The organism is Pengzhenrongella frigida (assembly GCF_004168625.1).
Classification (GTDB): Bacteria; Actinomycetota; Actinomycetes; order Actinomycetales; family Cellulomonadaceae; genus Pengzhenrongella; species Pengzhenrongella frigida.
In genome coordinates, this window is record NZ_SDWW01000014.1 from 1 (window position 1) to 25061 (window position 25061).

Here is a 25061-nt window from a genome sequence, read left to right on the forward strand (position 1 = left end):
TCCAGCACGACCTCGGCGCCGCAGGCCCGCGCCGCCTGGCGCGCCCCGGCCGACACGTCGAGCGCAACCACCTGGGCGCCGTCGGCCACGGCGATCATCACCGCCGACAGCCCGACGCCGCCGCAGCCGTGGACCGCGAGCCAGTCGCCGGCGCGGGGCCGGGCGTGCACGGTGACGGCGCGGTAGGCGGTCGCGAACCGGCAACCGAGCGCGGCCGCGGTCACCGGCGACATGCCGACGGGCAGCCGGACCAGGTTGACGTCCGCGTGGTCCAGCGCCACGTACTGGGCGAACGACCCGGCCTGCGTGAACCCGGGCTGGGTCTGGCACTCGCACACCTGCCCTTCCCCGGCCGCGCACGCCGCACACTCGCCGCACGCGCACACGAACGGCACGGTCACGTCGTCGCCCACACGCCAGTCGCGCACCGCCGGGCCGACCTCGGCCACGGTCCCGGCGAGCTCGTGCCCCGGCACGTGCGGGAGCGTGATCCCGTCGTCGTGCCCCTGCCAGCCGTGCCAGTCGCTGCGGCACACGCCGGTCGCGGCGACGCGCACGACGACGCCGTCGGCCGGGCACCCGGGGATCGGCACCTCGCGGACCACCAGCGGGCCGCCGAACTCCTCGAACACGACCGCACGCATCAGCGGAACGCCGAACGCGGCCGGGCTCGCCGTCCCGAGATCCGTGGCTCCCGGGCTCGTCGACCCAGAATCGACAGCCTTCGGGTTCGTGGACCCGACCACCTGGCCCGTCGGGATCGTCGGCGAAGACGTCGGCGGGGGAGTCGTCAGTGCGGGACTCGTCAGTGCGGGAGGCGTGGTGGCGGCGTCGGGCATCATCGGGTCAGCGTGCACCAGGTCCACCGGCCGGCGAGCAGCGTTCCACTGACCGGCATGGCTCGCAGCGTCGCGTCGTCGGCGTCGAACGGGTCGACGTCGACGATCGCGAGGTCCGCGACGTCCCCGACCTCGACGCCCGCCCGACCCCCGGTCGAGGCCGCGAGCGCGACGTCCAGCGGAAGCTCCTGCTCGGGGTGCCACGCCTCGCGGTCGTCGCGGGAGCGGTGCACCGCCGCGGCGATCGCGAGCCACGGATCGAGCGGCGCGACGGGCGCATCCGACCCGAGCACGAGCTCCGCGCCGGCCGCGAGCAGGTCGGCGTAGGCGAACGCGCGACCGGTCTGCCCGGGCCAGTGCCGGTCGGCGACATCCCGGTCGTCGAGGGCATGCTCGGGCTGGATGCTCGCGACGACGCCGAGCGCGGCGAACCGGACGAGGTCCGCGGGCGCGAGCAGCTGCGCGTGCTCGATGCTGCCCCGCGCGCCGGTCGCCTCGAACGCGTCGAGCGCGAGCCCGACCGCGCGATCGCCGATCGCGTGGATCGCACACGTCAGCCCGAACCGGGTCGCCGTGGCCATCAGCCGGGTGAGCTCTTCCGGGCCGACGGCGAGCACCCCGTGCGGCGCCGTCGTTCCCTCGAGACCGGGGTACACCTGGTGGCAGAACGCCGTGCGGGTGTTGAGCGAGCCGTCGCTGATCACCTTGAGCGGCCCCTGGGTGAGCAGCCCGTCCGAGCCGGGCACGACGTCACCGGTGGCGAACTCACGCAGTCCCGCCTGGTCGAGGTGCTCGGGCCAGGTACCCGCCGCGACCCGCAGCGCGTCCGCGCCCGCGTCGATCCGCCGACGCCAGGCGACCAGGTTGTCGGCCAGCTCGTAGTCGATGACCGAGACGACCCCGCGCGCGGCGGCAGCCCGCGCGGCCTCGTCGACCCAGGCGTCGAGCACGGGGGTCGGCACCGCACTGATGGCCTCACTGAGCGCGAACCACTCCTGCTCGCGCATGATCCCGGTCGGGTGCCCGACGACGCCGTGACGCGCCAGCGCGGTCACGTTCAGCCACCCGCAGTGCAGGTCACCGGACACGAGCACGACCGGGGTGTCCGGCAGGCCGGCCGCGCGCAGGCCGTCGTCGAGCATCGCGGCGCTCGGGGCGTCCGGCCAGAGCCCGTCGCGAAACCCGAACCCGATGAGCGGCGCACCCGGGGCGAGCGGGCGGTCCCGCAGGCGCGCGACGACGAGCGCAACCGTGTCGGCCGCGGACCGTGCCCCCGACACGTCGAGCCGCTGCCTGGCCAGCGCCCACTGGGCGAAGTGCACGTGCGCATCCCGAAGCCCGCGCATCACGGTGCGCCCGCCGAGCTCCACGCGCTCGGGCTCGTCGGCGCCGTCAGACACGCCCGGCCCGCCCGAGCCGTCAGACCCGCCCGACCCGCCCGGACGACCAGCTGCCGCCGCGGCGATGCTCACCACCCGACCGTCTCGCACGAGCACATCGACGAGCTGGGTCGACCCCAGCAGCCGTCCACCGCTCAGCAGAACCGAACCACTCACCGTGACCGCCACCCCGTCCTCCCCACGCCGCACCGGCTCTTCCGCGCGACTCATCATGACGCTCCGAGTTGTCATACCAATGCCCAGCCGCGACGACGCCGCATCCCCGACGCCGTTCGGTGCCCGGTGCTGACAGCCGCACCTGGGGCGAGAGTGGCCACCGGGGCAGATGAGACATCCCACCGACCACACGGCGACACTGCAGCCCCACGCGCGGCTGTCCACACCGCGCACCCTGCCCGAGCATGCGCCTGCGGACCCCGGACCCGGCCCGGGCCTACCGCAGGGGGTGGCCGGTGAGGCGCTCGTACGCCTCGTGGTACCTCGCCTGCGTGCGCTCGACGACCTCGGCCGGGAGCTCGGGCGGCGGCGTCGTGCCCGCACGGTCCCAGCCCGACGCCGACGACGTCAGCCAGTCGCGCACGTACTGCTTGTCGAAGCTCGCCTGCGCGCGGCCCGGGGCCCACGTGTCCGCCGGCCAGAACCGCGACGAGTCGGGAGTGAGCACCTCGTCGCCGAGCACGATCGCGCCGGCGTACGGGCCCTGGGTCGCCCGGCCGAACTCGAACTTCGTGTCCGCCAGGATCAGTCCGCGTCCGCGGGCGATCGCCTCGGCCCGGCCGTACACCGCCAGGGTGAGATCGCGCAGGCGCGCCGCGTCGTCGGCCCCGATCGCGCGCGCGACGACGTCGTAGCTCACGTTCTCGTCGTGCTCGCCGACGGCGGCCTTGGTCGCCGGGGTGAAGATCGCCGCGGGCAGCCGTGACCCGTCCACCAGACCGCCGGGCAGCGGGACCCCGCACACGCTGCCGCCGTCGGGCCCGCCGCGGCGGTACTCCACCAGCCCGGAGCCGGTCAGGTAGCCGCGGGCGACGCACTCGACCGGGAACATCTCCAGGCGCTGGCAGATCATCGCGCGCCCGGCAACCTGCGCCGGGACGTCCAGGCTCACGACGTGGTTCGGCACGAGGTCGCTGAGCTGGTCGAACCACCACAGGCTGAGCTGGGTCAGCACGACGCCCTTGCCGGGGACGGGCGAGGGCAAGATGTGGTCGTACGCGCTGATCCGGTCGCTCGCGACCACGAGCACGACGTCGCCGTCGGGGTGCGGCGCGGCCGGCAGGTACAGGTCACGGACCTTGCCGGCGTAGGTGTGGGTCCAACCCGGCAGGTCGAGGGCGGTTCCGGGCACAGGCGCAGGTGGCTGGATCACGGGAGTCATCCTCCCGCATCGGCGGACGGCGGTGCAGCGCGCGCCACCTGCCGGTCGGCCGAAGCCGGTCCGGGACGAGGCGAGGCGCGGCGCGGCGAGCGAACCTTCGGCTCAGCGTCGGTCAGGACGCGGTCGACACCGCCAGGGCGATGTCCGACCGGTGGTGCGAGCCGGGCAGGGCGATCTGCTCGACGCCGGCGTACGCCGCCGCGCGGGCCGCCGCCAGGTCCGGGCCGACACCGACCACGGAGAGCACGCGTCCCCCGGCGGCGACGAGCGAACCGCCGTCGGAGAGCGCCGTGCCCGCGTGCAGCACGTGCACCCCCTCGACCTGCTCGGCGGCCTCGATCCCGGTGATCGGGTCGCCGCCGCGGGCCGACTCGGGGTACCCGTGCGCGGCCACGACGACGGTCACCGCGGCCGCCTTGCGCCAGCGCAGCGGCGGCACGTCGGCGAGGTGCCCGGTCGCCGCGGCGTGCAGCACGCCCGCGAGCGGGGTCTTGAGCCGGGCGAGCACCACCTGCGTCTCGGGGTCGCCGAACCGGGCGTTGAACTCGACCACACGCATGCCCCGACTCGTCATCGCGAGGCCGACGTAGAGCACGCCGGTGAACGGGATCCCGCGGCGGGCCATCTCGTCGACGGTCGGCTGCGCGACGCGCTCGAGCACGTCGGCGACCAGGCCCTCGGGTGCCCACGGCAGCGGCGAGTACGCGCCCATGCCGCCGGTGTTCGGGCCGGCATCGCCGTCGTGCGCGCGCTTGAAGTCCTGCGCCGGCGCGAGCGGCACGACCGTGACACCGTCGGTCAGGCAGAACAGCGAGATCTCCGGCCCGTCGAGGTACTCCTCGATCAGCACGGTCCCGCCGGGCTTGTCCAGGCAGGACGCGGCGTGCGCGAGCGCCTCGGCCCGGTCGGACGTGACCACCACGCCCTTGCCGGCGGCCAGACCGTCGTCCTTGACGACGTGCGGCGCGCCGAACGCGTCGAGCGCGTCGGCGACCTCGGCGAGGGTGGTGCACACGTGGGCCATCGCGGTGGGCACCCCGGCGAGGGCCATGACCTCCTTGGCGAAGGCCTTCGACCCCTCGAGCACGGCGGCCTCGGCGCTGGGGCCGAAGCACGCGATCCCGGCGTCGCGGACGGCGTCGGCCACCCCGGCGACCAGGGGCCCCTCGGGGCCGACGACGACGAGATCGGCACCGAGGGACGTCGCCAGCGCGGCGACGGCGGCGCCGTCGAACGCGTCGACGTCGTGCAGCTCGGCGAGCTCGCCGATCCCCGGGTTGCCCGGGGCGGCGTGCAGCTCGTGGGGCGCACCCCCGTCGGGCCCGACGGCGAGTGCGCGGACGAGGGCGTGTTCGCGGGCGCCGGTCCCCACCACAAGAATCTTCACCCGGACAACCTATCGGCCCGGCAGACCCCCGGCAGACCCCTGGCAGACCCTCAGCCGACTCCGAAAAGCCCCCGCCGAGAAGGTGAATCCCGTCCGAACACGCCGTTGTAGTCGGACGGGAATCACCCCCTCGGCGAGGTGGGTCGAGGCGGGTCAGCCGGCGGCGAGGCGGCTGCGCAGGGCGTCGAGCTGGGTGGTCATCTCGGCCGGGAGGGTGGCGCCGAACTGGGCGAAGTACTCCTGCGTCAGCTCGCACTCCGCCAGCCAGGACGCCGGGTCCACCTCGAACAGCGCCCGGACGGTCGCCGCGTCCAGGTCCAGCCCCGTGAGGTTCAGGGCACCGTCGGCCGGGAGGTACCCGACCGGCGCGGGGACCGCGTCCGCCGTCCCCTCCACCCGGCGCAGGATCCACTCGATCACGCGCGAGTTCTCCCCGAACCCCGGCCACAGGAACTTCCCGTCGGCGCCCTTGCGGAACCAGTTGACCTGGAAGATCAGCGGTCGGCCGACGTCGCCGAGCACGTCCCCCATCTCGAGCCAGTGGCCCCAGTAGTCGGCCATGTTGTAGCCGCAGAACGGCAGCATCGCGAACGGGTCGCGGCGCAGCGCCCCGACGGTCCCCTCCGCCGCCGCGGTCTGCTCGGACGAGATCGTGGCGCCCATGAACACCCCGTGCGCCCAGTCGAGGGACTGCGCCACGAGCGGCACGTTGGTCGCGCGCCGCCCGCCGAACAGGATGGCGTCGATCGGGACCCCCTCGGGCGCCTCCCACTCGGGCGCGATGGTCGGGCACTGGCTCGCCGCGACGGTGAACCGCGAGTTCGGGTGCGCGGCCGGGGTCGTGGACGACGGCGTCCAGTGGGCGCCGCGCCAGTCGATCAGGTGCGCGGGGGCCTCGTCGGTCAGGCCCTCCCACCACACGTCGCCGTCGTCGGTCAGGGCGACGTTGGTGAAGATGGTGCGTTCGGTCATCGTCGCGACGGCGATCGGGTTGGTCGAGTGCCCGGTGCCGGGCGCGACGCCGAAGAAGCCCGCCTCGGGGTTGATCGCGCGCAGCCGACCGTCCGCGCCCGGTCGCATCCACGCGATGTCGTCACCGATCGTCTCGACCTTCCAGCCCGGGATGGTCGGCGTGAGCATCGCGAGGTTCGTCTTGCCGCACGCCGACGGGAACGCCGCGGCCAGGTGGAACGGGCGGCCCTCGGGGGAGGTCACCTTGAGGATGAGCATGTGCTCGGCCAGCCAACCGCCGTCGCGCGCCATCACCGAGGCGATCCGCAGGGCGAAGCACTTCTTGCCGAGCAGCGCGTTGCCGCCGTAGCCCGAGCCGTAGGACCAGATCTCGCGGGTCTCGGGGAAGTGCGCGATGTACTTGGTCTCGCTGCACGGCCAGGCGACGTCGAGCGGGCCGCCTTCTTCGCCGTCGGTGCCGTCCGCCTCGACGAGCGGGGCGCCCACGGAGTGCACCGCCGGCACGAAGTCACCGTCGGCCCCGAGCAGGTCGAGCACGGCCGCGCCCATCCGGGTCATGGTGCGCATGCTCACCGCGACGTAGGCCGAGTCGGTCAGCTGCACCCCGAGCTGCGAGATCGGGCCGCCGAGCGGTCCCATCGAGAACGGCACGACGTACATCGTGCGGCCGCGCATCGACCCGGCGAACACGCCGGTCAGCTCGGCGCGCATGACCACCGGCTCACGCCAGTTGTTCGTCGGGCCGGCATCCTCGGGCCGCTCGGAGCAGATGAACGTGCGGTCCTCGACGCGGGCGACGTCCGACGGCGCGGAGCGGGCCAGGTAGGAGTCCGGTCGCAGCACCGGGTCCAGGCGCAGCAGCGTGCCGCGGTCCACGAGCAGGTCCGTCAGCCGTGCCCACTCCTGGTCCGACCCGTCGCACCACTCGATCCGGGCCGGCTCGGTGAGCGCCGCGACCTGGGCGACCCAGGCGCGCAGGGCGGCGTGCCTGGTCTGGACCGGCTCACCCCCGCCGAAGACGGGCTGCTCGAGACGGGTCCGGCGAGTGTTGGCTACGGAGCTATCCAGGAGCGTCATGCGATCGGCCTCTCACAGCGGGGGACATCTCGGCGTGTTGTTCTTCCACCCTCCGCTCGAGGCGCACACTTTTCCACCCGAGTTGCCGAGAAGAATCGCCGTTCTTGCTCTAGCGTCAAGTCATGGTCCCCACCCCGCGCTCCACCCCCCTGGCCGACGACGACGGCGCCGACGGCGACCCGGCGGTCGACGCGGGCGCTGCGGCACCCGACCTGATCACCCTCGGTCGCCGGATCCGACACTTCCGCACGGAACGATCCTTCACGCTCGACCGGCTGTCCGCCGCGGTCGGCACGGCCTCGAGCCAGCTCTCGCTGATCGAGAACGGGCACCGCGAGCCCCGCCTGTCGCTCCTGCGCGCCATCGCTGCCGCGCTCGACGTGCCGCTCGCGGACCTGCTGGCCGCCGAGCCGCCGAGCCGCCGGGCCGCGCTCGAGATCGCCCTCGACCGGGCCCAGCGCGGCTCGCTGTACGCCTCCCTCGGCCTGCCGCCGGTCCGTCCGGGCCGCAAGCTGCCGGTCGAGGCGCTCGAGTCGCTCGTCGGGCTGCACACCGAGCTGGCCCGGCGCGCGAACCAGTCGATCGCCACCCCGGAGGAGGCGCGCCGGGCGAACACCGAGCTGCGGCTGTGGATGCGGAGCAAGGACAACTACCTGCCCGACATCGAGCAGCTCGGCGAGGACATGGTGCGGGCAGCCGGGTACACCGTGGGGGCCGTCACGCACCGGGCGGTGGCACGGATGGCCGAACAGCTCGGGTTCACGATCATCCACGTGCGCGACCTGCCGCACTCGACCCGGACCGTCACCGACCTCGCGAACGGGCGGATCTACCTGCCGCCCGCGTCGATCCCGGGCGGGCACGGCCTGCGGTCGCTCGCGCTGCAGGCGGTCGCGCACCGGGTGCTCGGCCACGAGCGGCCGGCAAGCTACGCCGACTTCCTGCGGCAGCGGGTCGAGATCAACTACTTCGCCGCGGCCGCGCTCATCCCCCGCACCGCGGCGCTCGACTACCTGTCCGCGGCGAAGAAGGAGAAGGACCTGGCGATCGAGGACTTCCGCGACGCGTTCGGCGTCACGCACGAGGCGGCCGCGCACCGGTTCACGAACCTCGCGACCGTCCACCTCGGTCTGCCTGTGCACTTCCTGCGGGTGGGCGACGACGGCGCGCTGTACCGCGGGTACGAGAACGACCGGGTGGGCTTCCGCACGGACCCGACCGGCGCGATCGAGGGGCAGCTGGTGTGCAAGCACTGGGCGGCGCGGGCGGCCTTCGCCCGGCGGGACCGCACCACCGAGTTCCACCAGTACACCGACACCCCGAACGGCACGTTCTGGTGCACCACCCAGACCGGGGCGACGTCGTCAGGCCCGTTCTCGATCACCGTGGGGGTGCCGTACGCGCACTCGAAGTGGTTCCGTGGCCGCGAGACGACCCGGCACACGGTGTCGCGCTGCCCGGACGACACCTGCTGCCGGCGCCCGCCGGCCGACCTGGCCTCGCGCTGGTCCGACCAGTCCTGGCCGAGCGCGCGCCTGCACTCGCAGATCCTCGCGCCGCTGCCGCAGGGCAGGTTCCCGGGGGTCGACGACACGGACCTGTACGCCTTCCTCGAACGGCACGCCACGAGCTGACCGCCGCCCCGCACCCCACCGGCGGCGGCCTGCGGTCAGCCCAGCAGGTCGTGCCGGGTGATGGTCGCCTCGCGGTCGGGTCCGACGCCGATCGCGGAGATCCGCGTCCCGCTCATCGCCTCGAGCGCGAGGACGTACGCCTGCGCGTTCGCCGGCAGCTCCTCGAAGGTCCGGCAGCCGGTGATGTCCTCGGTCCAGCCGTCGAACTCCTCGAGGATCGGCACGGCGTGGTGGAAGTCGCTCTGGTTCATCGGCATCTCGTCGTGCCGCACGCCCGCGACGTCGTACGCGACGCAGACCGGGATCTTGTCCAGGCCGGTGAGCACGTCGAGCTTGGTGAGCACGAGGTCGGTGAGCCCGTTGATGCGGCCCGAGTAGCGGGCCACGACGGCGTCGTACCAGCCGCAGCGGCGCGGCCGCCCGGTCGTGACGCCGAACTCCCCACCGGTCTGGCGCAGGTGCTCGCCCATCTCGTCGAGCAGCTCCGTCGGGAACGGGCCCTCGCCGACGCGGGTCGTGTACGCCTTGATGACGCCGACGACGCGGTCGATCCGGGTCGGCCCGATGCCCGAGCCGGTGCACGCGCCGCCCGCGGTCGAGCTGGAGGACGTGACGAACGGGTAGGTGCCGTGGTCGACGTCGAGCATGGTGGCCTGACCGGCCTCGAAGACGACGATCTTGCCGTCGTCGAGCGCGCGGTTCAGCACGATCGACGCGTCCGCGATCATCGGGCGCAGGCGCTCGGCGAACTTGAGCAGCTCGGCCACGGTCTCCTCGACCGTGATGGCGCGGCGGTTGTAGACCTTCACGAACAGGTGGTTCTTCTGCTCGAGGGCGCCCTGGACCTTCTGGCGCAGGATGTGCTCGTCGAACAGGTCCTGCACGCGGATGCCCACGCGGGAGATCTTGTCCGCGTAGGTGGGCCCGATGCCGCGGCCGGTCGTGCCGATCTTGCGGCTGCCGAGGAACCGCTCGGTGACCTTGTCGAGCGTGCGGTTGTACGGCGCGATGATGTGCGCGTCGCTCGAGACGAGCAGGCGGCTGACGTCCACGCCCCGCTCGATGAGCGCGTCGAGCTCCTGGAAGAGGACCTCGAGGTCGATCACGACGCCGTTGCCGATCACCGGGGTGACTCCCGGCGACAGGATGCCCGAGGGGAGCAGGTGCAGCGCGTACTTCTCGTCCCCGATCACGACGGTGTGGCCCGCGTTGTTGCCGCCGTTGAACTTCACGACATAGTCCGCGTGCGAACCGAGCTGATCGGTCGCCTTGCCCTTGCCCTCGTCGCCCCACTGGGCGCCGATGACTACGACGGCTGGCATCTGATTCCCACTCTCGCCCTGCCTTGGTGGCTGGCACCCGGTCGAACCGCGTCAGCCGGGGCCCGGACGGCAGTGGCCCGGAACCCCGGATAGAGGTTACCTGAGGGCACGACGGCGGCGTGGGCCCCGTCTCAGCGCAGCGGCCGGTCAGCGCTGCGCAGCCGGTCAGCGCAGGGCGGCGACCTCCGCCGGGGTCGTGCCCGAGTCGAGCAGGAGCTGCGCGCACCGTTCGGCCTCCGGGGCCTCGCCGATCGCGGCGGCCGCCTCCGACAGGGCGAGCACGGCCCGCAGCACGCCCTGGTTCGGCACGTGGTCGACCGGGACGGGTCCCTGGCCGCGCCAGCCCGCGCGGCGCAGCGCGTCGAGACCGCGGTGGTACCCGGTGCGGGCATAGGCGTAGGCGGCGACCGGGTCGGACGCACCGCCGCCGGCCGGCGCGAGGGCCTCCTCCGCGAGCAACGCCCACAGGTACGACGACGCCGGCTCGTGGCGGACGACGTCGCGCACCTCGGCCCCGGCCGCGAGCGCCGCGCGGGCCGCGGTATCGGGGTGCGTGGCAGGCAGGAGCACGGGGGCCGGGCCGTCGAGGAGGTTGCGGGAGGTCGGGTGTTCGAGGCTCATCGGGACAGTGTGGACCGTCGCAGGGCGGCGTGCGGCCACGTCCGGCCCCGGCGCGACCAGGATTCGCGGCCGAGAACCTGACCACGAGCGGCCCGGATCGTCTAGCGTGCGAGCGAGGTCCTATGTCCGAAAAGTGGTCGCGGACGCGGTCACGCAGCGCACCGACGTCAGGAGCACCGTGGCAGATGCAGACGGCCCGCCGGGCGACGCACCCGACCCCATCGACCCGGCCGCCCAGCCTGAGGTGGCCGACCCCGTCGAGACGGTCGCCCCGACGTTCGGCCCCGGCGCCGTCGAGCCGGGCACCGTGCACGTGTTCGTCGGCGCGGACCGGACCCGGATCGTGCTCGCGGGCGAGATCGACACCGAGCTGGCGGACGACCTCCATGACGCGGCCGCCGCCGCTGAGCACGCGCACCAACCGATCGAGATCGACGCGCACCACGTGACGTTCATGGACTCGTCCGGGGTCGCGTTCCTGGCTCGGCTCTCGACCCGCAGCACCACGCCGGTCCGGCTGATCCGCGTGCCGCCCACGGTTCGCTTCCTGCTCGAGGTCACCCGCATCGGCGAGCTGCTCGACGTCGTCGACGACGACGACCCCGGCACCGAGCTCTAGCGCCGACGGCGCCTCGAGCACCGCCTGACCGCCTGATCGCCTGGACCTGACACGACAACGTCCGAGCGCCGACGTCCTCTCGGACGCCCGCGCTCGGACGTTGGTCGCGAGATGCGGTGCAGCTGGTGGGTACCAGGTCAGATCTTGGTGCCCGCCGAACGCAGCTGCTGGCAGGCCTCGACGAGGCGAGCGGCCAGTCCGGCCTCGGCCAGCTTGCCCCAGGCGCGCGGGTCGTACATCTTCTTGTTGCCGACCTCGCCGTCGATCTTCAGGACGCCGTCGTAGTTCTTGAGCATGTGGCCGGCGACCGGACGCGTGTACGCGTACTGGGTGTCGGTGTCGATGTTCATCTTGATGACGCCGTTGTCGACAGCCTCGGAGATCTCGGCCGCGGTCGAGCCCGATCCGCCGTGGAAGACGAGGTCGAACGGGTTGACCTTGCCGAGCGAGTCGCCGACGGCCTTCTGGATGTCCGCGAGGATCGCCGGACGCAGCTTGACCGCACCGGGCTTGTAGGCGCCGTGCACGTTGCCGAACGTCAGGGCGGTGAGGTACCGGCCCTTCTCGCCCGAACCGAGGGCGGCGACGGTGGCCAGGCCATCAGCGACGGTCGTGTACAGCTTGTCGTTGATCTCGGCCATGTGGCCGTCCTCTTCGCCGCCGACGACGCCGATCTCGATCTCGAGCAGCGTGCGGGCCGCCACGGAGAGCGCGAGCAGCTCCTCGGCGATGACGAGGTTCTCGGCGAGCGGCACGGTCGAGCCGTCGAACATGTGCGACTGGAACGTGGGGAGCTTGCCGGCCTTGACCTGCTCCGCCTCGAGGGCGAGCAGCGGGCGGACCCAGGAGTCAAGGTTCGCGGCGACGCAGTGGTCGGTGTGCAGCGCGACGGTGATGCCGTAGTTCTTCGCGGCCTCGGTGGCGAACGCCGCGAGGGCGAGCGTCCCGGAGACGCGGTTCTTGATCGTCGAGCCGGACGCGTACTCGGCGCCGCCGACGGAGACCTGCAGGATGCCGTCGCTCTCGGCCTCGGCGAAGCCCTGGAGGGCGGCCGTGATGGTCGAGGAGGACGTCACGTTGATGGCGGGGTAGGCGAACTTGCCGGCCCTCGCCCGGTCCAGCATCTCGATGTATACCTCGGGGGTTGCGATGCCCATCGACGGATCTCCTCAGACGTGTTCGGGTGTGGTGATTTTCGCTTCGATTCTGGCACGGATGAACGCCGCGTGGCCGGGACGTCCCGCCTATGGACGCGCTGGTGAGCGCTCGAAGGAGCTCAGCCGACGTGCGCGTGCTGCGCGATCCACGCGTGCATCGCGATCGCGGCGGCCGCGCCCGCGTTGATCGAGCGGGTCGAGCCGAACTGCGCGATGTGCAGCACGTCCCGCGCCCCCGCCCGCGCCTCGTCGGACAGCCCCACGCTCTCCTGCCCGAACAGCAGCACGCACGCCCGCGGCAGGGCGTACCCCTCGAGCGGCACCGAACCGGGCAGGTTGTCGATCCCGAGGACCGGGATCCCGGCCCCATCCGCCCAGGTCAGCAGGTCGGCGACGTCGGCGTGGTGGCGCAGGTGCTGGTAGCGGTCGGTGACCATCGCGCCGCGCCGATTCCAGCGGCGGCGCCCGACGATGTGCACCTCGGCGGCGGCGAACGCGTTCGCGGTCCGCACGACCGACCCGATGTTCATGTCGTGCGCCCAGTTCTCGATGGCGACGTGGAACGGGTGCCGGCGGGTGTCGAGGTCGGCGACGATCGCGTCCATCGACCAGTACCGGTAGCGGTCGACGACGTTGCGCCGGTCGCCGCATCCGAGGAGCTCGGGGTCGTAGCGGGGGTCGTCCGGCCACGCCTCCGGCCCACCGGGCCAGGGGCCGACGCCGACCTCCATCCGGACCTCCGCCGTCCCGTCCGGGCCGTCGGGGCCGCGGACCTGGGACGTCACGTCGAACGCGGTGCGCTCGCCCAGTGCCTCAGTCATCGACCCACCCCTCGACACCGGCCGCGGCGGCCACGTGCGGGGACGACCCTAACGAGAAACTGCGTGGGTGCTCCACGTCGGGGCGAGCCCCGGAGGCGGCGCACCGAATGGGGACGAGGGCGCGCCCCCCGTACTCTGGACGGTGTGCTTGAGCTGACGGCCTTCGCGGCCCCCCTGTCCAGCGGCCTGTCGTCCGGTCTCGTACCGGACTGGATGCATGCCGACTCGCTGATCGCGTCGTTCGGTCCGTATGCCCTGATCGGCATCGTGATCGTCGTCTTCATCGAGACGGGGCTGCTGTTCCCGTTCCTCCCCGGCGACTCGCTGCTGTTCACCGCCGGCCTGCTGGTGGCGCAGTCCGAGCTGGACTTCCCGCTCTGGCTGCTCTGCCTGCTGATCTTCCTCGCCGCGTTCCTGGGTGACCAGGTGGCCTACTTCATCGGCCGCACGATCGGCCCGAAGCTGTTCGACCGGCCCGACTCGCGGATCTTCAAGCAGCAGTACATCGATCACACCAACGCGTACTTCGAGAAGTACGGCGGGCGCACGATCATCATCGCCAGGTTCGTCCCGTTCGTGCGGACGTACGCCCCGGTGACCGCCGGCGTCGGCAAGATGAGCTACCGCCACTTCGTCTCGTTCAACGTCGTCGGAGCGCTGATGTGGGGCGTCGGCGTGACCGTGCTCGGGTACTTCCTCGGCAACGTCACCATCGTCAAGGACAACATCGAGCTCATCCTGGTGGGGATCGTCGGGGTCTCGGTCGTGCCGGTGGCGATCGAGCTGCTGCGGGCCCGCCTCGGAAAGGGCGCGAGCCCGGCCGACGGGTCGCAGGCGCACGCTCGGGTCGAGCCGACGGACGTCGAGGGATGACGCGCGAGATCCGCAGCTGGCTGTCCGACATGGACGGCGTGCTGGTGCACGAGGGGCACGCGATCCCGGGGGCGCCGGAGTTCGTCACCGCGCTGCGCGACAAGGGCCTGCCGTTCCTGGTCCTGACGAACAACTCGATCTTCACGCCGCGCGACCTGCGGGCCCGGCTGGCCGTCTCGGGGATCGACGTGCCCGAGATCGCCCTGTGGACCTCGGCGCTGGCCACGGCCCAGTTCCTCAAGGACCAGATGCCGGGCGGCAGCGCCTACGTGATCGGCGAGGCGGGCCTGACGACCGCGCTCTACGAGGCCGGCTACACGCTCACCGACTCGGACCCCGACTACGTCGTGCTCGGCGAGACGCGCACCTACTCGTTCGAGTCGATCACGAAGGCGATCCGGCTCATCCAGGGCGGGTCCCGGTTCATCGCCACGAACCCGGACGCGACCGGGCCGAGCAAGGACGGCGACCTGCCGGCGACCGGCGCCGTCGCCGCGCTGATCACCCGCGCGACCGGCCGGGACCCGTACTTCGTGGGCAAGCCGAACCCGATGATGTTCCGGTCGGCCCTGAACCGGATCGACGCGCACTCCGAGCACACCGCGATGGTCGGCGACCGGATGGACACCGACATCGTCGCGGGCATCGAGGCCGGCCTGGCCACCTACCTCGTGCTCACCGGCTCGACCCGGGCGGAGGACGTCGGCCGGTTCCCGTTTCGCCCGCACCACGTCGTCGACTCGATCGCCGACCTGGTCCCCCTGATCTGACCCCACCAGCCTGACCCACCAGCCCGCACCCCGCCGAGTGCGGGCGTTCGGTCGTTCCGGACCCGCCCGCACCAACCGATGTTCCGCACTCGGCGAGCTCCGCGGTCGGGAGTAGGTGTCCGGGGCGTCCGACGGTTCCGGACCCGCCCGGTCGAGCACGGGCGTCCGTACGGGGTCGAGTGCGGGCGTTCGGCTGCTCCCGGCTCCGCCACAACGACCGAACACCCGCACTCGGCGAGTTTGCCGGGTCCGGGCGTTCGGGCGGGTCGGTTGGCCGGGCTGGGCGGGCTGGGCGGGCCGGTGGGGCGGGTCAGTCGGTGGGGGTGCCGAAGGTGACGTTCGGGACGGCGCGGACGGCCGGGTCCTCGGTCTCGAAGTACTCCGCACGGCTGAAGCCGAACGCCGAGGCGATCAGGTTCGACGGGAACGACTCGACCTTCGTGTTCAGCAGGCGCACGTTGGCGTTGTAGAACCGGCGGCCGGCCGCGATCCGGTCCTCGGTGTTCGTGAGCTCGAGCTGCAGCTGCTGGAAGTTCTCGCTCGCGCGCAGCACCGGGTAGTTCTCGGCGACCGCGAACAGGTGCCCGAGGGCCTGGCTCAGCACGTTCTCCTGCTGGGCCTGCGTGGCCGGGCTGGTCGGCCCACCGCCGACGGCGGCCGCCCGCGCCCGGGTGACCTCCTCGAACACGCCACGCTCGTGGGCGGCGTAGCCCTTGACCGTCTCGAGGAGGTTGGGGATCAGGTCGTGCCGGCGGTGCAGCTCGACGTCGATCTGCCGCCACGCCTCCTGGACCAGGTTCCGCAGCCGCACGAACCCGTTGTACGTGGCGATCGCCCAGATCAGGGTGATGACGATGATCGCGACGATGACGATCACAGCGATGGTTACTGCAGTCACTTCTGCTCCTCGAACGGGGTGAACGTGGGGGGACTCGGATCGTAGCCATGCTCCAGCCAGACGAAGCGCGGGACCGAGCGCACGACGGCGTCGAGCAGGCCCAGGCGGGAGGCGATGAGGTCGAGATCGGTGCTTCCGGCCGACCAGGTGAGGATCTCGGTGCCCTCGATGCGCAGGTTGGTGGCCGACCCGGGTCGCAGCAGCCGCTCCATCAGCCGCGGATGGACGACGTCGGACGCGAAGCGCGGCATGCGCGAGGTCACGCGCCAGGCCCGGTTGAAGTCCTCCGACTCGAACTGCAGGTCCTGACCCCCGATCGCCTTGGCCAGCCGGGCTCCCATCCCCTCGGGGGTGAGCTCGAGGGTCGGCAGGAACGCCGGCAGCCCGAGCAGGAGCACGTGGAACGTGTGCGTGGTCCGGTGCTCCCCGCCCTGGTCGGTGTACCGGTACCGGAACGACGTCGCCGGCCGGCCCTGCCACGTGCCCGACAGCACGTCGGTGGCCCGGCGCGAGCTCCCGATCCCGAACGGCAGCCCCCGCCACCGCTCGGTGAGCTCGGGTGCGGAGCTGCGGTACTCCCACCCGTTGAGGGCCGCCCAGGCTGCCAGGGCATGCGTCCGCCGGCGCTGCAGGACGAGGCCGACCACGCCGATCGCGGGCACGAGCAGGAACGCGACGGCGAACAGCAGAGAGATCTCCATCGGCCCGGTCCCCTCGTCGCCCGGGCCCTACAGGCCGAGATCCTGCAGGTCGAACAGGTAGTGGTACGGCACCCCGAGCGCCTCGATCTTCTCGCGCGCGCCGGTCGCCCGGTCGACGATCACCGCGACGCCGACGACGTCGGCCCCGGCCTCGCGCGCGGCCTCGACGGCCGCGATCGGTGAGGCGCCGGTGGTCGAGGTGTCCTCGAGGACGACGACGCGACGCCCGGCGATGTCGGGCCCCTCGACCCGGCGCTGCATGCCGTGCGCCTTGGCCTCCTTGCGCACCACGAACGCGTCGAGGTCCTGGCCGCGGGCGGCGGCCGCGTGCAGCAGGGCGGTCGCGACCGGGTCGGCACCGAGGGTCAGCCCGCCGACGGCGTCCACCTCGGCGGTGCCGAGCCCGACCTCCTCGAGCAGGTCGAGGAGCACGTGCCCGACGAGGGGAGCGGCGCGGTGGTGCAGCGTGATCCGGCGCAGGTCGACGTAGTAGTCGGCCTCCGCGCCGGACGACAGCGTCACCCGACCACGCACGACGGCGAGCTCGCTGATCAGGTCGCGCAGCTGCTCGCGAGGCGTGGGGGACATCAGGGCGGGATCGGGTCCGGTCACGCCCCCAGGCTACCGATCGATCGCCCCGGCCAACGGGACCGGACGGGGGACACCGCCGTCGGGCCGGCGTCAGGCATCGGCGGCGTCAGGCATCGCCGGCGTCGGGGACGGCGACGTGCCCGTGGGACCCTGTTGGTCGAGGCCGGCACTCCAGCGCTGCAGGACCTACCCCACCCTTGAGGACCCTCATGACCACCCCCCTGACGACCGTGATCGCGCCGGACGGCACCGTGTTCCGCGATCTGAACGGCAACGGCGTGCTGGACCCGTACGAGGACCCGCGGCTGCCGGTCGGCGCCCGCGTCGAGGACCTGCTCGGGCGGATGACGCTCGAGGACAAGGCCGGCCTGATGTTCCAGACGGTGATCGAGACGGGGGCGGACGGCTCGCTGGTCGAGGCGCTGGGCGTCATCAGCAAGTCCCCGACGACGCTCGTGGTGCAGGGCAAGCGGGTCAACCACTTCAACGTGCACAAGCTGCCGACCCCGCGGCTGGCCGCGCGCTGGCACAACGCCCTGCAGGTGCTCGCCGAGCACACGCCGCTCGGCATCCCGGTGACCGTCTCGACGGACCCCCGGCACGCGTTCCACGAGAACTCCGGGGTGTCGTTCGCCGCCGGCCACTTCTCGCAGTGGCCCGACTCGCTCGGCCTGGCCGCCATCGGCGACGTCGACCTCGTGCGCGAGTTCGCCGACGTCGCGCGCCAGGAGTACGCCGCGGTCGGGATCCGCGCCGCGCTGCACCCGTGCGTCGACCTGGCGACCGAGCCCCGGTGGGCCCGCCAGCTCGGCACCTTCGGTGAGGACACGCTCCTGACCAGCGAGTTCACCGCTGCCTATCTCGACGGCTTCCAGGGGCCCGGCGGGCTGCTCGGCACCGGCTCGGTCGCCTGCACCACCAAGCACTTCCCCGGCGGCGGCCCCCAGAAGGACGGCGAGGACGCGCACTTCCCGTACGGCCGCGAGCAGGTCTACCCGGGCGGACGGTTCGAGGAGCACCTCGCGCCGTTCCGGGTCGCGATCGCGCACCGGACCGCGGCGATGATGCCGTACTACGGCATGCCGGTCGATCTGGTCGTCGACGGCGAGCCGATCGAGGAGGTCGGCTTCGGCTACAACCGCCAGATCGTCACCGGTCTGCTGCGCGAGAAGCTCGGGTACGACGGCGTCGTGGTGACCGACTGGGAGCTCGTCAACGACAACCTCGTCGCGAGCGGCCAGGTGCTCGCGGCGCGGGCGTGGGGCGCCGAGCACCTCGACGCCCCCGGGCGGATGGCGAAGATCCTCGACGCGGGCTGCGACCAGTTCGGCGGCGAGGAGTGCCCGGACCTGCTGATCGGCCTGGTGCGCGACGGCCAGGTCACCGAGGCCCGGCTCGACGAGTCCGTCCGCCGGTTGCTGCGGGTCAAGTTCGAGCTCGGGCTGTTCGACGACCCGTACGTCGACGAGGACGCCGCCGAGGCCGTCGTCGGGCGCGCGGACTTCGTCGCCGCCGGGCTGCGCGCGCAGAGCCGCGCGGTCACGGTGCTGACGAACGGCATGCTGACGAACGGCGCGATCCTGCCGCTCACCCCCGGGTCGCGCGTGCTCGCGATCGGGTTCTCGGCCGCGGAGGCCGCGCTTCTCGGCACCGTGGTCGACGACGTCTCGGACGCCGACGTCGCCGTCGTGCGCCTGGCCGGGCCGTTCGAGCCCCGCGACACGATGTTCCTCGAGGCGTGGTTCCACGCCGGCTCGCTGGAGTACTCGGACGAGGTCGTCGCCCAGGTGCGGGCACTGGCCGAGCGGGTCCCGGTGGTGCTCGACGTCAACCTCGAGCGTCCGTCGATCCTCACCCCGCTGGTCGGGCTGGCGACCGCGATCGTCGGCTCGTACGGCACGTCCGGTCCCGCGCTCGCGGACGCGCTCACCGGCGTCGTTGCGCCGCACGGGCGGCTGCCGTTCCAGCTGCCGCGCTCGATGGACGCCGTGCGCGCGTCGCGCCCGGATGTCCCGTCGGACACGATCGACCCGGTCTTCCCGGCGGGCCACGGCCTGACGCTCTGACGCGGCGGCGCGGGGAACCTCAGTCGGTCGAGACGTCCTCGACGGGCTCGGTCTGCTTGCGGTACTTGCCGATCGAGCGGACCGCGGCCCGCGGCAGCAGGCGCATGACACCGGAGACCGCGCGGTAGCGCAGGCTCGGGGTCGAGATGACTGCACCGCGCCGCACGTCGGCCAGGGCGGTCGCCACGACGGCGTCGGCGTTGAGCCAGGCGATCTCGGGGTAGTCGGCCATGTCGATGTCGGCCCGCTCGTGGAACTCGGTGTGCACGAAGCCGGGGCACAGCACGGTCGCCGTGACCCCGGTGCCCTCGAGCGCCACCGCCAGCCCCTCGGTGAACGTCCGCACCCATGCCTTGTGCGCGGCGTACGTGCCGGTCGTGAACAGCGCAGCGATCGACGCCACGTTGAGGATGGCACCCCGCCCGCGGGCGGCCATCTGCTCGGCGGCGGCATGGGACAGCACCAGGACCGCGCGGACCATGACCTCGAGCGCACGTTCCTCGACCGCGAGGTCGCCGCCGACGAACTTCTGGTGCAGCGCGAACCCGGCGTTGTTGACGAGCAGGCTGACGGGCTTCTCGGTCGCGCGCAGCCGCTCGGCGACCCGCTCGACGTCGGCCCGCACGGACAGGTCCGCGGCCAGCACCTCGACGTTCACCCCGGCAGCGGCGTGCAGCTGCGAGGCGAGGCGCCCGAGGCGCTCGGCGTCCCGCGCCACGAGGACGAGGTCGTACCGCGCGGTGGCGAGCTGCCAGGCGAACTCGAGGCCGAGCCCGGCACTCGCACCAGTGATCAGAACGGTAGCCATGGGAGTCAGCCTACGGTGGACCGAACCCCGCGCGCCGCCGCCCGCGCGAAGGGCTCCGCACCTTTCGACGGTTAGCCTGACCGCATGCGGCTGGCAACCTGGAACATCAACTCGATCCGCTCCCGAGCAGACCGTGTGCTCGCCTTTCTCGAGCGCAGCGGTACGGACGTGCTCGCCCTGCAGGAGACCAAGTGCAAGGACGAGCAGTTCCCGCGCGCGGGGTTCGAGGCCGCCGGGTACGAGGTCGCGACGTTCGGCCTGAGCCAGTGGAACGGAGTCGCGATCGTCTCGCGCGTGGGCCTGGCCGACGTCGAACAGGGTTTCGCCGGGCAGCCGACGTTCGCCGCCCCGACCCTGGAGCCCGTCGTCGAGGCGCGCGCGATCGGCGCGACGTGCGGCGGCGTGCGCGTGTGGAGCCTGTACGTGCCCCACGGCCGCGCCGTCGAGGACCCGCATTTCGCCTACAAGCTCGAGTGGCTCGCCCAGCTCAAGGCCCAGGCCGAAGGCTGGCTCACCGGTGACCCGGCCGCCCAGATCGCCCTCGTGGGCGACTGGAACGTCGCCCCGAAGGACACCGACGTGTGGGACCTCGCCGCGTTCGCCGGGCTGACCCACATCACCCCGGCCGAACGCGCGGCGTTCGCCGCCTTCGCCGCAGCCGGGTACACCGAGGTCACCCGCGAGCACGTCCCGGAGGATCGCAAGTACACCTACTGGGACTACCAGCAGCTGCGCTTCCCCCGCAACGAGGGGATGCGGATCGACTTCGCGTACGCCTCCCCCGCCCTCGCGGCGCGGACCACGGGCGTGGAGATCGACCGCAACGAACGCAAGGGCAAGGGCGCCTCCGACCACGTCCCCGTGATCCTCGACCTCGCCGACTGAGCCCGTCGGCCGCGCTCGCCCCGACGCATTCGGGCGAACGCGTCGGAGCCGGCTCCCCGCGCCACTAGGTTCGAGCCCATGAGCACGCCACCCGCCTGGTCCCCCGGCCGCCTCGACGACAGCTGGCCGGCGCCGCCGCCGCCGAGCGGTTTCGAGGCGAAGCTCGACGTGGTCGCACCCACCCCGCCCAACCCCTTCCGAGCGCCCGAGCCGGGGGCACCCGAGCCCGACCCGCGATTCACGGCGAGCCCGTACGACGCCGCCCCGTTCGGGAGCCGCCAGGGTTCCGGTCAGGCATACGCCGGCCAGGCATACGCCGGCCACCAGGGCCCCGGGTCGCAGTACGCCGGGGCGCAGTACGGAGCCGGGGCTCAGGTCAGCGCCGACCCGTACGGCGCCCCCGCGCCCGGAACCACCGCGGGGATGACGGCCCCCGGATACGGGGACGGGTACGGGTACGCCTACGGACCGGGGAACGCCTACGCGGTCCAGACCACCAGCGGCCTGGCGATCGCGTCCCTCGTCACGAGCATCTCGGCCATCTTCCTGGGGATCACGGCACCGGTCGGGTTGATCCTCGGCTTCTTCGCGCTGTCCGGGATCAAGCGGAACGGGACCAAGGGCCGCGGACTCGCCATCGCGGGCATCGTCGTCGGGGGCCTCTTCACCCTCATCCTCCTCTTCGCGGTCGCCGCCATGGTCCTGATGATGATCGCCTTTGCCGGGGCGGGCATGTGAGTCAACCGCCTCTGGCCGCGCCCGACGGGCCGTACTACGCGCCGGGCTGGCAACCGCCCCGGCCGCCGACCGACGCGTTCGCTATCGCGGCACTCGTGACCGGCGTCCTCGGTCTCGGGCTCGTCGCCGTGGTGCTGGGCATCGCCGCGCTGGTCCGGATCGGCCGGGACGGCACGCGGGGACGCTGGCTCGCGATCGCGGGCGTCGCGCTCGGGACGATCTCCACGCTCGTGGTCGCCGGACTCCTCGTCGTCGCCGTGAACGGGGTGCTCGAGACCCGCCCGCTGCCGCCCGACGTCACGGCGGCCCGCGATGCGCACGCCCGCCAGCTGGTCACGGGCAACTGCCTGGACCCGCTGCCCGACGACGGTGAGGTGAACGACGTGCGCGTCGTCCCCTGCACCGACCCGCACGCCGCCCAGGTGATCTCGCAGTACGAGTTCGAGTCCGACGCGATCTGGCCCGGCCAGGCCGCGGCGGACCGCCGGGTGGCCACCGCGTGCCAGGTCAGCGCCGCCGAGACCGAGGCCGGCCTGACGCCGGTGACCTGGGCGCCGACGGAGCAGTCGTGGGAGGACGGCGACCGCACCGGACTGTGCCTGCTGCACCGCGCGGACGGCACCCCCCTGACCGGCTCGCTCCTGCCCTGACCCCACCACCTCAGCGGACCGAGAGCACCAGACCCTGCGCATCCCCGGGGGCACGATCGACCACGACCGTCTGGCCGTCGTGCGCGTCGCCCGCGAGCAGCAGCCGGGCCAGCCGGTCACCGATCTCGCGCTGCACGAGCCGACGCAACGGTCGCGCACCGTACGCGGGGTCGAAGCCCTCGATCGCGAGCCATTCGCTCGCCGCCGGGCTGACCTCGAGCGTGAGACGCCGGTCGGCGAGCCGCGCCCCGAGGTTCGCCACCTGCAGGTCGACGATCCGGCCGAGCTCGGTGAGGGTCAGCGCGTCGAACAGCACGACGTCGTCGAGCCGGTTGAGGAACTCGGGCTTGAACGCGGACCGGACCGCGCTCATCACGGCCTCCCGCTTGGCCTCGTCGCTCAGCATCGGGTCCACCAGGAACTGTGAGCCGAGGTTCGAGGTGAGCACGAGGATGACGTTGCGGAAGTCGACCGTGCGGCCCTGGCCGTCGGTGAGGCGGCCGTCGTCGAGCACCTGGAGCAGCACGTCGAAGACCTCCGGGTGCGCCTTCTCGATCTCGTCGAGCAGCACGACCGAGTACGGCCGCCGCCGCACGGCCTCGGTGAGCTGACCGCCCTCCTCGTACCCGACGTACCCGGGTGGCGCCCCGACGAGCCGAGCGACGGTGTGCTTCTCGGCGTACTCGGACATGTCGATGCGGACCATGGCGCGCTCGTCGTCGAACAGGAAGTCCGCGAGCGCCTTGGCGAGCTCGGTCTTGCCGACGCCGGTGGGTCCGAGGAACAGGAACGAACCGGTCGGCCGATCGGGGTCCGAGACGCCGGCCCGGGCCCGGCGAACGGCGTCGGACACCGCGGCCACGGCCTGGCCCTGGCCGATGAGCCGACGCCCGATCGCGTCCTCCATCCGCAGGAGCTTGCCGCTCTCACCCTCGAGCAGGCGGCCGGCCGGGATGCCGGTCCACGCCGCCACGACGTCGGCGATCTCGTCCGCGCCGACCTTGTCGGCGATCATCGGCGCGAGCGCGGGGCCGACGACGTCGACCGAGACGTCCTGACCGGCGGTCGCGGCCTCGGCGAGCGTGGCGCTGTGCTCGCGCTCCTCCGCCTCGGCGATCTCCTTCTCGACCGCGGGGATCTCGCCGTACATGAGCTGGCTGGCGCGCGCGAGGTCGTTCTCGCGCAGGGCCCGCTCGGCCACGCCGCGCAGCTCGTCCAGGCGCGCGCGGAGCTCACCCACCCGGTTGTGGCCGGCCGTCTCGGCCTCCCAGCGCATGGTGAGGGCTGCGAGCTCCTCCTTGCGGTCGGCCAGGTCGGCACGGATCTTCGCGAGCCGCTCGATCGAGGCGTCGTCGTCGGAGTGCCCCAGCGCGAGCTCCTCCATGAGCAGCCGGTCGACGGCCCGGCGGAGCACATCGATCTCCACCGGCGAGGAGTCCATCTCCATCCGCAGCCGGGAGGCGGCCTCGTCGACCAGGTCGATCGCCTTGTCCGGCAGCTGCCGACCGGGGATGTACCGGTTCGACAGGGTCGCCGCTGCGACGAGCGCGGCGTCGGAGATCCCGACCTTGTGGTGCGCCTCGTACCGCTCCTTCAGCCCGCGCAGGATCGCGATCGTGTCCTCGACGCTCGGCTCACCGACGAAGATCTGCTGGAACCGCCGCTCCAGGGCCGGGTCCTTCTCGATCCGCTGGCGGTACTCGTCGAGCGTCGTCGCCCCGACCAGCCGCAGCTCACCGCGCGCGAGCATGGGCTTGAGCATGTTGCCCGCGTCCATGCTGCCCTCGGCCGCGCCGGCGCCGACGACGGTGTGCAGCTCGTCGATGAAGGTGACGATCTGGCCCTCGGAAGCCTTGATCTCCTCCAGCACGGCCTTGAGCCGCTCCTCGAACTCCCCCCGGTACTTGGCCCCGGCGACCATCGCCGCGAGGTCGAGCGCGATCAGTCGCTTGTCGGTCAGGGAGGCCGGGACGTCCCCGGCGACCATGCGCTGGGCCAGTCCCTCCACGACGGCGGTCTTGCCCACCCCGGGCTCGCCGATCAGCACGGGGTTGTTCTTGGTGCGGCGCGAGAGCACCTGGACCACCCGGCGGATCTCGTTGTCGCGCCCGATCACCGGGTCGAGCTTGCCGTCCCGGGCCGCCTGCGTGAGGTCCACGCCGTACTTCTCGAGCGCCTTGTACGTGTTCTCGGGGTTCGGGCTCGTGACCTTCGCCGTCCCGCGCACCGCGGGCAGCGCCGCGAACAGCGTCTCCCGGGTCGCGCCGGCCGACCGCAGCGCCTCGGCCGCGGGGGACTGACCCGCAGCGATGCCGAGCAGCAGGTGCTCGGTCGAGATGTACTCGTCGCCGAGCGCCTGCGCCTCGGTGCGCGCCGTCTCGAGCACGGCAGACGTCGCCCGGGACGGGGTCGGCTGCGCGACGGCGGTCCCGCTGGCCGCCGGGAGGGCGACGAGGGCCGCGCGCACGCGCCGACCGAGGGCGCTGCGGTCCGCGCCGACAGCGTCCAGCAGACCCGACGCCACACCACCCTCCTGGGCGAGCAGCGCGTTCAGGAGGTGCGCCGGCTCGAGCTCGGGGCTGCCGGCGGCGGACGCCTGCTGGATCGCGTCCCCGAGGGCTTCCTGGGTGCGGGTGGTGAGCTTGTCGGCCACGGGGTCCTCCACTGATTGCCGTTTGGTCTGAGTGTGGCCCGTCTCGGCGGGCGCCGCGCGCACGCCCAACGTCTCAGGGGCGCCGCGCGCACGCCGCCCTGCGCCCTGCGTTCACCGGATGCGGATTGCCGGCACGGATTGCTGGCAAGATCATCGCGAACACGGCGTCGTCTTCGCTCGGCGCCCCAGCACGCACGAGAG

General features: G+C 72.8%; 22 protein-coding genes. 8 read left to right on the plus strand and 14 right to left on the minus strand.

Going from position 1 to position 25061, the window contains the following annotated elements; all coding sequences use genetic code 11:
- The 5 genes from EUA98_RS07415 to EUA98_RS07435 all read right to left on the minus strand — a co-directional run.
- Positions 1-644: alcohol dehydrogenase catalytic domain-containing protein (locus EUA98_RS07415; protein WP_165372751.1), on the minus strand; the 644-nt coding region annotated here is incomplete at its 3' end.
- A 194-nt stretch (positions 645-838) separates the two neighbouring features.
- On the minus strand, positions 839-2449 hold the full coding sequence (locus EUA98_RS07420; protein ID WP_130102044.1) for an amidohydrolase: 1611 nt from the start codon (positions 2447-2449) through the stop codon (positions 839-841).
- A gap of 223 nt (positions 2450-2672) precedes the next feature.
- A complete protein-coding gene (locus EUA98_RS07425) occupies positions 2673-3617 on the minus strand; it encodes a phosphoribosylaminoimidazolesuccinocarboxamide synthase (protein ID WP_130102045.1) in 945 nt (314 codons plus the stop codon).
- Between the two features lie 112 nt (positions 3618-3729).
- On the minus strand, positions 3730-5004 hold the full coding sequence (purD, locus tag EUA98_RS07430; RefSeq protein WP_130102046.1) for a phosphoribosylamine--glycine ligase: 1275 nt from the start codon (positions 5002-5004) through the stop codon (positions 3730-3732).
- Positions 5005-5157: 153 nt separating this feature from the next.
- Positions 5158-7053, minus strand: a complete 1896-nt coding sequence (locus EUA98_RS07435; RefSeq protein WP_130102047.1) for a phosphoenolpyruvate carboxykinase (GTP) — start codon at positions 7051-7053, stop codon at positions 5158-5160.
- Positions 7054-7175: 122 nt separating this feature from the next.
- Here EUA98_RS07435 and EUA98_RS07440 point away from each other — a divergent pair, with 122 nt between their 5' ends.
- Positions 7176-8687 carry an XRE family transcriptional regulator gene (locus EUA98_RS07440; RefSeq protein WP_130102048.1) on the plus strand — a complete coding sequence of 504 codons (1512 nt, stop codon included), beginning with the start codon at positions 7176-7178 and terminating at the stop codon, positions 8685-8687.
- A 35-nt stretch (positions 8688-8722) separates the two neighbouring features.
- On the opposite strand, the gene EUA98_RS07445 is transcribed toward EUA98_RS07440, so the two are convergent.
- Both EUA98_RS07445 and EUA98_RS07450 read right to left on the minus strand, forming a co-directional pair.
- Positions 8723-10009 carry an adenylosuccinate synthase gene (locus EUA98_RS07445; protein WP_130102049.1) on the minus strand — a complete coding sequence of 429 codons (1287 nt, stop codon included), beginning with the start codon at positions 10007-10009 and terminating at the stop codon, positions 8723-8725.
- 165 nt (positions 10010-10174) lie between these two features.
- The gene (locus tag EUA98_RS07450; protein ID WP_130102050.1) at positions 10175-10630 is read right to left on the minus strand and encodes a DUF3151 domain-containing protein; all 456 of its coding nucleotides are present in this window, start codon (positions 10628-10630) and stop codon (positions 10175-10177) included.
- Between the two features lie 178 nt (positions 10631-10808).
- Between EUA98_RS07450 and EUA98_RS07455 the strand changes: the two genes are divergently transcribed.
- The gene (locus EUA98_RS07455) at positions 10809-11249 is read left to right on the plus strand and encodes an STAS domain-containing protein (RefSeq protein WP_242511329.1); all 441 of its coding nucleotides are present in this window, start codon (positions 10809-10811) and stop codon (positions 11247-11249) included.
- Between the two features lie 137 nt (positions 11250-11386).
- On the opposite strand, the gene fbaA is transcribed toward EUA98_RS07455, so the two are convergent.
- Positions 11387-12406: a class II fructose-bisphosphate aldolase gene (fbaA, locus tag EUA98_RS07460; RefSeq protein ID WP_130102051.1), complete on the minus strand. Its 1020-nt coding sequence runs from the start codon at positions 12404-12406 to the stop codon at positions 11387-11389.
- A 119-nt stretch (positions 12407-12525) separates the two neighbouring features.
- On the minus strand, positions 12526-13137 hold the full coding sequence (locus EUA98_RS07465; protein ID WP_207219008.1) for a TrmH family RNA methyltransferase: 612 nt from the start codon (positions 13135-13137) through the stop codon (positions 12526-12528).
- Between the two features lie 234 nt (positions 13138-13371).
- Between EUA98_RS07465 and EUA98_RS07470 the strand changes: the two genes are divergently transcribed.
- Together EUA98_RS07470 and EUA98_RS07475 are read left to right on the plus strand one after the other, a co-directional pair.
- Positions 13372-14100 carry a VTT domain-containing protein gene (locus EUA98_RS07470; RefSeq protein ID WP_350339487.1) on the plus strand — a complete coding sequence of 243 codons (729 nt, stop codon included), beginning with the start codon at positions 13372-13374 and terminating at the stop codon, positions 14098-14100.
- Positions 14097-14870, plus strand: coding sequence for an HAD-IIA family hydrolase (locus EUA98_RS07475; RefSeq protein WP_130102053.1), 774 nt, complete (start codon positions 14097-14099; stop codon positions 14868-14870). Before EUA98_RS07470 ends, EUA98_RS07475 begins: the two co-directional genes overlap by 4 nt.
- 310 nt (positions 14871-15180) lie before the next feature.
- On the opposite strand, the gene EUA98_RS07480 is transcribed toward EUA98_RS07475, so the two are convergent.
- From EUA98_RS07480 to pyrE, 3 genes are read right to left on the minus strand one after another with little or no spacing between them, the layout of a single operon-like run.
- Positions 15181-15768, minus strand: a complete 588-nt coding sequence (locus EUA98_RS07480) for a LemA family protein (RefSeq protein WP_130102054.1) — start codon at positions 15766-15768, stop codon at positions 15181-15183.
- On the minus strand, positions 15765-16469 hold the full coding sequence (locus EUA98_RS07485) for a type III secretion system chaperone family protein (RefSeq protein WP_130102055.1): 705 nt from the start codon (positions 16467-16469) through the stop codon (positions 15765-15767). The genes EUA98_RS07480 and EUA98_RS07485 overlap by 4 nt, the downstream gene beginning before the upstream one ends.
- Before the next feature lie 27 nt (positions 16470-16496).
- Positions 16497-17057, minus strand: a complete 561-nt coding sequence (gene pyrE / locus EUA98_RS07490; RefSeq protein WP_130102111.1) for an orotate phosphoribosyltransferase — start codon at positions 17055-17057, stop codon at positions 16497-16499.
- 212 nt (positions 17058-17269) lie between these two features.
- On the opposite strand from pyrE, the gene EUA98_RS07495 reads away from it, so the two are divergent.
- On the plus strand, positions 17270-19126 hold the full coding sequence (locus EUA98_RS07495) for a glycoside hydrolase family 3 protein (protein ID WP_130102056.1): 1857 nt from the start codon (positions 17270-17272) through the stop codon (positions 19124-19126).
- A 19-nt stretch (positions 19127-19145) separates the two neighbouring features.
- Here EUA98_RS07495 and EUA98_RS07500 read toward each other — a convergent pair whose 3' ends face one another.
- Positions 19146-19934: an SDR family NAD(P)-dependent oxidoreductase gene (locus EUA98_RS07500; protein WP_130102057.1), complete on the minus strand. Its 789-nt coding sequence runs from the start codon at positions 19932-19934 to the stop codon at positions 19146-19148.
- Positions 19935-20018: 84 nt separating this feature from the next.
- Between EUA98_RS07500 and EUA98_RS07505 the strand changes: the two genes are divergently transcribed.
- The 3 genes from EUA98_RS07505 to EUA98_RS07515 all read left to right on the plus strand — a co-directional run bounded on the left by EUA98_RS07505 (position 20019) and on the right by EUA98_RS07515 (position 22207).
- On the plus strand, positions 20019-20819 hold the full coding sequence (locus EUA98_RS07505; RefSeq protein ID WP_130102058.1) for an exodeoxyribonuclease III: 801 nt from the start codon (positions 20019-20021) through the stop codon (positions 20817-20819).
- Positions 20820-20897: 78 nt separating this feature from the next.
- Positions 20898-21557, plus strand: a complete 660-nt coding sequence (locus EUA98_RS07510) for a DUF4190 domain-containing protein (RefSeq protein WP_130102059.1) — start codon at positions 20898-20900, stop codon at positions 21555-21557.
- On the plus strand, positions 21554-22207 hold the full coding sequence (locus EUA98_RS07515; protein ID WP_242511330.1) for a DUF4190 domain-containing protein: 654 nt from the start codon (positions 21554-21556) through the stop codon (positions 22205-22207). Before EUA98_RS07510 ends, EUA98_RS07515 begins: the two co-directional genes overlap by 4 nt.
- Positions 22208-22217: 10 nt before the next feature.
- On the opposite strand, the gene clpB is transcribed toward EUA98_RS07515, so the two are convergent.
- Positions 22218-24860 (minus strand): ATP-dependent chaperone ClpB, encoded by a 2643-nt coding sequence (gene clpB, locus EUA98_RS07520; protein WP_130102060.1) that lies wholly within the window; start codon positions 24858-24860, stop codon positions 22218-22220.
- Positions 24861-25061: the final 201 nt, after the last annotated feature.